Origin of the sequence: Bacteroides caecigallinarum (assembly GCF_021530995.1) — a bacterium.
In the GTDB taxonomy this organism is placed as follows: domain Bacteria; phylum Bacteroidota; class Bacteroidia; order Bacteroidales; family Bacteroidaceae; genus Phocaeicola; species Phocaeicola faecigallinarum.
Genome location: NZ_JADYTF010000193.1, coordinates 1 through 3087, shown reverse-complemented (window position 1 = coordinate 3087; position 3087 = coordinate 1). Strand labels below are relative to the sequence as shown.

The window sequence follows — 3087 nt, the reverse complement described above, 5'->3', positions numbered from 1 at the left end:
GAAATTATGGTTTAATGGACGTTCCTGCTTTCCGTTATGAAATAAATGATTATAATTTGTCTATTATAGAATTACAAATTACTGGAATTTGTTTTTCAGGGAAACTGATTCAACTTTCATTCAATCGTTCGGAAAGAGATATATTTCAAAATATAAATATTCCTAAAACTACAGAGCCATTAATACTATATATAGATATAACGTCTGACCAAACAGTGAGAATTTCTCCATTAAATGCTGTAGTGCCTTTTTGCGATGCTAACTACCAGATACTGATAAAATCTGAAAGTGAACACTACAATAATCCTGATGCCATACCTTTCGCAAGATTAACATATAATAATGGTTGGGAAATGGATACTTCATTTATAGCACCGGCTATATCATTACGAGCTAACGGATGGCTTTTACGTTCAGCAACCAATTATACTGTTGAATTAGAAAAAGTAATAAAAGCTTTTAAAGAAATAACTTATACAGAGGAATATCATACTATTATTTCAGCTATACCAGTTTTGCATAGAATCTCATTGGAAGTACGTAAAGAAGCTGACTCCATGACTCCAAAACATTTTATAACTCTAATGCAAGAAGGAATTCAGATTATAATATCCTTATGTGAAATTGAAAAAATAGATGTTCCACAAAGTGGCAGGTGCTTGGCTTTTATTGAGTCGCATTATACTCCATATATAATTGCACATTTAGTTAATGAGGGAATAGATTTAACTCGTATGTTAATAGGCTTGTCTCAATTCTTTGAAAAGAAAGTTGTAGAAGCTACTATCCCTGAAACAACTCAATCAAGAACTCAAAGAAGAATAGTTTCTACCGATAGTATTCGTAAAAAACATCATTAATATATGCGTTTTAGTAACTCGCCTATTACTTTTACAAATGACGAAGAACTGAATCTTCAGATAGATCGTCCTTTAGCTGAGGTCAATTCCGTCATAGACAATTGGGTAGATACAGTTATTTTTACTAGTATCCGACGTTTTAAGGCAGACGAAGAATTTGGTTTCAGCTTCTGGGACAATGAATTTATTGCCATGAATTTAGTGGATTTTAATCATGGGGCGGATTTCAAAATTGTAAGAAGGCAAAATAAGCGCGAAGAAAAAGTTCAGATGTCAAAAGCTGGTATCAGACAATGCGAAAAGAGTGTAAAGGATAGTATATCATATTACATCCCATACTTGAAACAATTGGATGTTGAAGTTCAGTTAAGCATGGAAAAAAATAAATACTCTAAACGAGGAGAAAACAGCAAATATGTTGTAAGAGTACGGGTTAAAGGTAGATTATCCTACAACGAATATGTCGGTATTCATGAAGGTGAATATAGGCGTGAAGTTGAATTTTTTATGGATCCGTTTTTAAATAATAAATAATGGACAATAAAGTACGAAAGAAAGTAGCTGAAATGCAACAAGCGTTAGAACAGGAGGAACATCGGATTTCATTAACTGATCCTGTTGCAAAAATGATGCTTGTTGCAATGGCATATCAATCATGTGAGTTGGAAAATAAAATCAGTCAGACAGAATCAAGACTGGCCAGAAAATTTTGTAATGAAGTTCTAGAAAGAAGTAACCTTCAATCACAACCGGCAATTACTGTCGTTCATATAGGAAATGGAGGTGAATATGTTCCTTACTTTATTGACGAGAATGATGTCTTTACTTGTAAAGCAAACAAATGTAACTATCGTCCAATTTTCAAATCCCGTATTGTGCCTGGAAAAATTGTGGCATGCTTCATGAACAACTCATTGCTGCAGCCAAATTCTGCTCCTATCCATTCTACATGGCCAGAATCAAATCATAGAGATGAAGTATGGTTAGCGTTCGATGCTCAAGGTGAAGTTAATTCTTTAGAAGATACTATAATTGCTTTCTCTCATCCTCTACCCTCTGAACATTTATTAGCTGAAGTAGGAGATATTCAAATACCTATATCCTTGGTTATGGAAGATACTCCACGAACATTAAATTCAAATTTTATGTTGATGGAATATTGGAAGAAAAGTTTAGTTTATAATGGTTTATGGCTGTATCGTTTTGGCGGCAGTTCCAATAAACGTACACTTCGTAGAGGAGAAATTCCAACTTGGATAATGGATTCATACTCTTCCGATATTTTGAAGTCCTTTATCGGTAATCGTTATCTGTGGATACGGATAAAATCCGATAGTGAGATATTACTTCCTATGGACACAGCGATATTGTTAAATAGTATACCATTAGTAAATTATGATATTCAGAATGTAAAACTAAGTTATAGTGAACCTATTCAACGACTTGAAAACGAGAAGACAGGTACATTCTTCCTTGGTGAGGTTCAAGATCCGGAACTAGTGCATGAATATTTTATTAGAGATTTTGATGTTTCACAATACGATAATGAACGTATACGTGAAGACATTACCAACTTATATCGTCATTATGTTAACGACTATTTTGCCTTTGTAGATAGTAACTCATTGCATGACGGAGCTACATTAAGAGCATTGCGCCAATCCATGATGCAAGTGTATGATTCTTTGGAGGAATATCGCACAAGTAATGCAAGACCTTATGGAGGAACATATGCTATACGCAATCCAAGAAACAATCAACAGCCAATAGTACTCACCTATTTTACAACAAATGGAGAGCGTGGCAATTTATTACGAAGGGGAGCAAAATTATCATCTAACAATGCTGCAGTCGGCCAAGTTGAGACTTTGATAGATGCCAATGGAGGAAGAAATAAAATAAAAGATTTTGCAGTACGTAAGGAATTTGCTAAGCATATAGTAAATAGCAATGACAGAATATTTACTAAAATAGACCTTTTGCAATACTGCAAAATGGAATTTTTGCGTGCTTATGGAGAAGAATCTATGAGTTATTGCAACATATCTCTATCTGATAGCAGTATTCCTGTTAATGGACATATAGAAAAATGTATTAATGTGTCATTTCAAGTTTTCAGTGAATCTTTGAAAGAAGAGATAAATGACTCTAATTTCTTTGATATTTGAGAATTAATATTGAATTGAGAAAAAGTTTTAGTTATAGTTTTAGAATCGTTATATTATAA

3 protein-coding genes are annotated in these 3087 nt (G+C 33.4%); all 3 read left to right on the top strand.

All coding sequences use genetic code 11. The features are described from left to right. A partial coding sequence (locus tag I6E24_RS15810; RefSeq protein WP_235329621.1) for a hypothetical protein occupies positions 1-860 on the top strand: 860 nt, incomplete at its 5' end. Between the two features lie 3 nt (positions 861-863). Then, complete coding sequence (locus I6E24_RS15805; RefSeq protein ID WP_235329620.1) at positions 864-1394, top strand: hypothetical protein; 531 nt, start codon at positions 864-866, stop codon at positions 1392-1394. Further along, positions 1394-3028, top strand: a complete 1635-nt coding sequence (locus I6E24_RS15800; RefSeq protein ID WP_235329619.1) for a hypothetical protein — start codon at positions 1394-1396, stop codon at positions 3026-3028. Before I6E24_RS15805 ends, I6E24_RS15800 begins: the two co-directional genes overlap by 1 nt. The last annotated feature ends 59 nt before the right edge of the window (positions 3029-3087 follow it).